General features: G+C 63.2%; 4 protein-coding genes. 1 reads left to right on the forward strand and 3 read right to left on the reverse strand.

Features of this window, described 5'->3' with window-relative positions; all coding sequences use genetic code 11:
* Position 1: 1 nt before the first annotated feature.
* From ACNPN0_RS05755 to tkt, 3 genes are read right to left on the reverse strand one after another with little or no spacing between them, the layout of a single operon-like run.
* Positions 2–1,576 carry a glucose-6-phosphate isomerase gene (locus tag ACNPN0_RS05755; RefSeq protein ID WP_133834202.1) on the reverse strand — a complete coding sequence of 525 codons (1,575 nt, stop codon included), beginning with the start codon at positions 1,574–1,576 and terminating at the stop codon, positions 2–4.
* Entirely contained in the window at positions 1,577–2,680 is a 1,104-nt protein-coding gene (gene tal, locus ACNPN0_RS05760) for a transaldolase (protein ID WP_448938445.1), read from the reverse strand.
* Between the two features lie 18 nt (positions 2,681–2,698).
* The gene (gene tkt / locus ACNPN0_RS05765) at positions 2,699–4,813 is read right to left on the reverse strand and encodes a transketolase (RefSeq protein ID WP_448938446.1); all 2,115 of its coding nucleotides are present in this window, start codon (positions 4,811–4,813) and stop codon (positions 2,699–2,701) included.
* Between the two features lie 808 nt (positions 4,814–5,621).
* Between tkt and ACNPN0_RS05770 the strand changes: the two genes are divergently transcribed.
* On the forward strand, positions 5,622–6,569 hold the full coding sequence (locus tag ACNPN0_RS05770; protein ID WP_105656652.1) for a heme o synthase: 948 nt from the start codon (positions 5,622–5,624) through the stop codon (positions 6,567–6,569).
* The last annotated feature ends 34 nt before the right edge of the window (positions 6,570–6,603 follow it).

Genomic DNA, 6,603 nt, shown 5'->3' on the forward strand with positions numbered 1-6,603 from the left:
CTTACTTCGCTGCCTCTAGCAGGGCAGCGATTCCGGCGGCGCGGTCCGTGAGGTTCACGCGCAGCACTGGGCGGTTATGTTCGGCGTCAGCCAGTACTGCGCCATCGCCGATCGCCTGGGCGGTGATCAGGCCGCCGAAGGTGTACGGACGCTCCGGGATCCCAAGGTCTTCCTTGTGATCCGCGGTGACTTGCAAGAACACGCCCTGTGCCGGGCCGCCCTTGTGGTACTGGCCGGTGGAGTGCAAGAAGCGCGGACCCCAGCCGAAGGTGACTGGACGGCCGGTCTTCTTGGCGAGCAGATCGCGCAGCGCGGCAAGCTCCTGGTCCGCATTGCGGTTCAGGTATGCCTGGATGGCGAGGTAGCCGTCTGCCGGAAGCTGCGCGGCAAGCTGCTCCACAGCCGCCTCCAAGGTCTTGGCCCCGGTGCCGTAGAGCTCAACTGGTCCGTCCACTGCATCCGGTGCGCTCTGCGCCGGAGCATCGAGCATGGAACGGGCGGCGATCTTCGCGGCCTCGACATCAGGCTGGTCGAAGGGGCTGATGCCCAGCAGGTAGCCGGCCACGGCGGTGGCGTACTCGAAGATCATGAAGGCGGTGCCCAGCGGTGCACTGAAGTGCACGGCGGTGGCGTCCTCGTCGAAATCCTCAGGCAGCGCGTCGTAGACGAACAGCGGCAGCACGTCCTGAGCCGGGTTCGCCAGCTCCGGTGCATCCACATGCGCGGCAACAGGCAGCACGCCCTTGCCTTCCTTGCCGGTGGACTCGGCGATCAGCTGCTCGGCCCAATCGCCGAAGCCCGGCAGGGCATCGCCCACACAGGCAATCAGCAGCTTGTCGCGGCCCGCGGTAGCCATGGCGGCACCCAGGTGCAGCGCGAGGTTGTCCTCGTCGTCCAGAGCCAGCACATCGTTGATCAGCCCGGATTCTTCAACCAGGGCTTCGATGTCCGCGCCGGCCAGGCCCGAAGGGACCAGGCCGAAAGCGGTCAGCGCCGAGTAGCGCCCGCCGACATTCGGATCCGCAGTGAATACCGCGCGCACGCCATCAGGATTATCCATGGGCGAGCCCGGATCGGTGACCAGCACCAAGCGGGTCGCCGGATCAATGCCGGCAGCCTGGAAAGCTGCGGTGAACGCACGGCGCTGCGAATCGGTTTCCACGGTGGAACCCGACTTGGAAGCAACCACCACGACGGTGCGCTGCAGGTCGGTTTCCACGATCTGCTTGACCATCGACGGATCGGTGGTGTCGCAGATGACCAGTTCCACCTCGTCATGGGCGGTGATGACCTCAGGAGCCAGCGAGGAGCCGCCCATGCCGCACAGCACGATGCGGGTCAGGCCCTCTTCTTGCAGCTCATCGCGCAGATCCAGGATCTGCGGGATCAGCTTGCCAGCTGCCTCGAAGGGGTTGACCCAACCGAGGCGGATGGCCGACTCAGCTTCTGCCTCAGGACCCCAAATGGTCGGGTCCTGGGCGGCGATGCGGCTGCCGATCTTCGCTTCGATCAGCTTCGGGAGCAACGCATCGACGGAGGCCAGGGCCTCGCCGGAGGTTACCAGACCAAGCTCCATCTACTTGGCTCCCTTCAATGCCACAGCCATGTCCTCAAGCAGCTCGTTCCATGCGACGTCGAACTTCTGAACGCCTTCGACCTCGAGCAGGTCCACGACCTCGTTGTAGTCGATGCCCAGTGCGGCGAGCTTGTCCAGCACGCGGTTGGCCGCATCGTAGCCGCCGGCGATCGCGTTGCCGCGCACCTCGGCTTCAGCCGCGGTGGCGTCCAGGGTCTTCTCCGGCATGGTGTTCACGGTCTGCGGCGCGACCAGTTCGGTCACGTACAGGGTCGACGGGTAGGCAGGATCCTTCACGCCGGTCGAAGCCCACAGCGGACGCTGGACGTTGGCGCCGGCAGCTGCCAGCACCTCGTAGCGCGCCGAAGCGAAGGACTCTTCGAAGACCTGGTAGGCCAGGCGGGCATTGGCCACGCCGGCCTGGCCGCGCACGGCGGCCGCGGCATCGGTGCCGATGGCGTCCAGGCGCTTGTCGATTTCCGAATCCACGCGGGAAACGAAGAAGGAAGCGACCGAGTGGATCTTGGACAGGTCCACGCCGGCAGCGTGGGCCTTCTCCAGGCCCAGCAGGTAGGCGTTGATGACCTCGCGGTAGCGTTCCAGCGAGAAGATCAGGGTGACGTTCACCGAAATGCCGGCGGCAATGGTCTCGGTGATGGCTTCCAGGCCCTCGACGGTTGCCGGGATCTTGATCAGCACGTTCTCGCGGTTCACGCGCTCGTACAGGGCCTTGGCCTGGGCGATGGTCGGTGCGGTCTCGTGAGCCAGGCGGGGATCGACCTCGATGGACACGCGGCCGTCGAAGCCCTGGGAGGACTCGTAGACGCCCTTGAACAGGTCGCAGGCAGCTGCCACGTCGTCGCTGGTGATCTCGGTGATCGCGTCTTCCACCGAGCGGTGCTTCTGCTCGGCGATGGCCTCGCCGTACACCTCTGCCTTGGACAGCGATGCCGCGAAGATTGCCGGGTTGGTGGTCACGCCGACCACGTTCTTCTCTTCGATCAGCTGAGCCAGCGAGCCGCTGGTCAGCCGTTCACGCGAAAGGTCGTCCAGCCAGATGGAGACGCCGGCATCGGACAGGGCCTGGGTATTCGAGTTGCTCATAATCTTTACTTCGGTTCCTTACTTGGCAGCGTTCTGCATGGAGGTTTCGGCAGCGGCTACAACAGCCTCGGTGGTGATGCCGAACTCGGAGTACAGCTTCTTGTAATCGGCGGAAGCGCCGAAGTGATCCAGCGAAATGATTTCGCCGTGCGCGCCGACCAGCTCGCGCCAGCCCTGGGCCACGCCGGCTTCAACCGAAACGCGGGCGGTGATGGCAGCCGGCAGGACCTCTTCGCGGTAAGCCGCGTCCTGCTTGGCGAACCATTCCAGCGACGGCAGCGAAACGACGCGGGCCGCGACGTTCTTGGCAGCCAGGGCTTCGCGGGCCTCGATGGCCAGCTCGACCTCGGAGCCGGTGGCCAGCAAGATGACATCCGGGGTGGTCTCCGCGCCATCGCGCACAGCCTCGGCGAGGATGTAGCCACCCTTCAGCGTGCCTTCGGCGCCGCGGAAGCCGGTGGCCGCGCGGTCGTAGATTGGCAGGTTCTGGCGGGAGAGGACGATGCCCGACGGGGTGTCGGTCAGCTCGAGGATGCCGCGCCATGCGTAGGCGACTTCGTTGGCATCCGCCGGGCGGACGACGTCGAAGTTGGGGATGATGCGCAGCGACGCGAGCTGCTCCACTGGCTGGTGGGTCGGGCCGTCTTCGCCCAGGCCGATGGAGTCGTGGGTCCACACGAAGATCGAGGGGACACCCATCAGCGCGGCCAAGCGGATCGCCGGACGCTGGTAGTCCGAGAAGATCAGGAAGGTTCCGGAGAATGCACGGGTCGGGCTGGAGAGCACGATGCCGTTCACGATCGAGGCGGCGGCGTGCTCGCGGATGCCGAAGTGCAGCACGCGGCCGTACGGGCTGGCGGACCAGGAATCGGTGGAGCGGCGCTCGGGAGCGAAGGACTTCGCGGTCTCGATGGTGGTGTTGTTCGAACCGGCGAGGTCGGCAGAGCCGCCCCAGAGTTCTGGCAATTCATCGGCGATCGCGTTGATGACCTTGCCCGACGCGGCGCGGGTAGCCATGGTGGAGCCTGGCTCGAAGGTCGGGATCTTCTCGGTCCAGCCCTCTGGCAATTCGCCAGCCTGCAGGCGCTCAAGCAGGGCGGCTTCTTCCGGATTGGCGGACTTCCAGGCCTCGAAGGTCTCGTTCCAGGAGTCGTGCAGCTGCGCACCGCGGGTTACGACCTCGCGGGCGTGAGCCAGTACATCGTCCTCGATCTGGAAGTTCTTCTCGGGGTCGAAGCCCAGGATCGTCTTCAGGCCGGCAACTTCGTCGGTACCCAGCTTCGAGCCGTGGATGCCGCCGGTGTTCTGCTTGGTCGGCGATGGCCAGCCGATGATGGTGCGCAGGCTGATGATCGATGGGCGGGAGGTCTCGGCCTTCGCGGCGCGCACAGCAGCATCCAGTGCGGCCATGTCCTCGACGTATTCTCCGGTGACGGTCCAGTCCACGCGCTGGGTGTGCCAGCCGTAGGACTCGTAGCGGCCCAGCACGTCTTCGGTGAAGGCGATGTCGGTGTCGTTCTCGATGGAGATCTTGTTGTCATCGTAGATCACAACAAGGTTGCCCAGTTCCTGGTGGCCGGCCAGCGAGGAGGCCTCGGAGGTGACGCCTTCCTGCAGGTCGCCATCGGAAGCGATGACATAGACAGTGTGGTCGAACGGGCTGGTCCCTGCCTCGGCAGCTGGATCCAGCAGGCCGCGCATGCGGCGCTGGGAGTAGGCGAAACCAACGGCGGAAGCCAGGCCCTGGCCCAGCGGACCGGTGGTGATCTCAACGCCGGCGGTGTGGCCGAACTCGGGGTGGCCCGGGGTCTTGGCGCCCCAGGTGCGCAGCGCTTCGATGTCTTCCATCTCCAGGCCGTAGCCCGAGAGGAACAGCTGCAGGTACAGGGTCAGCGAGGTGTGGCCCGGGGAAAGCACGAAACGGTCGCGGCCGATCCAGTTCGGATCCTTCGGATCGTGGCGCAGGTGCTTCTGGAAAATCAAGTAGGCGGCCGGAGCCAAGCTCATTGCGGTACCGGGGTGGCCATTGCCAACCTTTTCGACGGCGTCGGCTGCCAGGACACGGGTGGTGTCGATGGCCTTACGGTCCAACTCGGTCAGTGAGAATTCTTCAACTAAGGATTCAGTCGCCACAGCGGCGTTCCTTCCATTCAGGCTTGGACGGGAGATATCTCCCGCTGACACGCAATACGCCGTCGCCTCCTGATTCCTCCGGCTGTGCTTTATTCAGAGGGATGCAGGTCGCGACGGCGCAATCTGAGTCAACTCTATCGCGAAAAGGCGTATTGGGGCGTTGGATTTAGCAAGATGACACAGAATTATTCGGTTTGCGCAGAAGGTGGACTTGATACGGCTATTCATGCCACGGCGTGAGCGAATTGCTCAGGCATTCTGCGCATTCGTGCGCAGGTGGCAGCCGGGGGATATGGGTGGCCGGGCACTTCTGCCAGCCGGTGCACGGCAACCAGCCAACGCTACAAAGAACAAGATTTGTTCCACTAGCGGCCATCAGTTGCCATCTTTGTTCATTTGGGAGCAGGGTCCGGGGGACCACGCGCAATCTGCCGAAATGCTGTTGGGCATTTGGAACCGGATGAGTTCTCCCGCCGCGCGGGGTTATTCCATCGAAGGCTCCCGGCTTGTCGACTTTGGCGTGCTGCAACGGTTCGCGGGAAACGCTGGTTGGGGCGGGGGCTGCCTGCGGAAGATCGGTTCGAGGAGCAGAATCCGATGGGAGCGTGAAGCCGCAAAGGTGCATGGCTAGCCGCCGGGCAGGCGAATGTAGCGTCTTGAATTGAGCCAAATCACCATTTTTCAACTGTGATCCTATCCTGGGGAGTTTCAATCAATTTCTATCCAGCGTAGAATGACAGTGTCTGTCTTGTACCCGTGAAGAACTGAGTGCGTTTAATTGAAGACTCAAAGTGTCGCCGCAGCATCAGTGCCCCGCGCATCGCGTCAGCCTGATGAAAATGCCGGCGATTTTCTGAAGCGCAAGGCCAATGCCTACGTGGCGTTGACGAAGCCTCGCGTAATCGAGTTGCTGCTAGTGAGCACCCTTCCGACCATGATCTTTGCCGAACGGGGTTTCCCCTCCGTCTGGCTCATGATCTCCACCCTTGTTGGTGGAGCTATGGCCGCAGGTGCTTCTGGTGCATTCAACTGCTATATCGATCGCGATATGGATAAGTTGATGAAACGTACCAAGGGGCGCCCTTTGGTCACTGGGGACCTCACCCCGAGGGAAGCACTGGTCTTCTCTTGGGTATTGGCCATAGCCTCCCTGGTGGTTCTCTGGGTTGGCACCAATCCGCTGACGACCGCCTTGGGCCTGGCTGCAATCCTCCTCTACGTCGTGTTCTACACTTTGATCCTCAAGCGCCGTACCGCTCAGAACATTGTCTGGGGTGGCATCGCCGGCTGCATGCCTGTGCTGATCGCTTGGGCCGCAGTGACCAACACAATTGAATGGCCAGCGATCATCCTGTTCCTGGTGATCTTCCTCTGGACCCCGCCGCATTACTGGCCGCTGTCCATGAAGTATGCGGATGACTACAACGCGGCTTCAGTGCCTATGCTGGGCGCGATCGCCAACGCTCGCCGCGTTTCGGTACAGGTTGTGCTCTACGCTTGGGCCACTGTCGTTTGCTCGATGCTGCTGGTCCCACTGGGTAGCGCAGGAATCGTTTACACCGCAATCGCTGGTGGCGCGGGCATCTGGTTCGTCTACGAATCGCACGTGCTCTACCGCGAAGCGCAGAGCGACCATAAGCCGGCTGAGATCAACCGCAAGGCCATGAAGGTCTTCCATATCTCCATTACCTACTTGTCGATCGTATTCCTGGCCTTGGCCATTGACCCGTTCGTGGGTAGCCCGCTGTTCGGCTAGGTTCAACGCCGCAGCTGAGCGTCGGTTAGCGCCC

It is taken from the genome of Glutamicibacter sp. AGC84, assembly GCF_053543575.1.

What these genes read in the sequence shown, in the direction of transcription:
- ACNPN0_RS05755 (WP_133834202.1), bottom strand. Translation starts at nt 1,576, where the DNA reads ATGGAGCTTGGTCTGGTAACCTCCGGCGAGGCCCTGGCCTCCGTCGAT.
- tal (WP_448938445.1), bottom strand. Translation starts at nt 2,680, where the DNA reads ATGAGCAACTCGAATACCCAGGCCCTGTCCGATGCCGGCGTCTCCATC.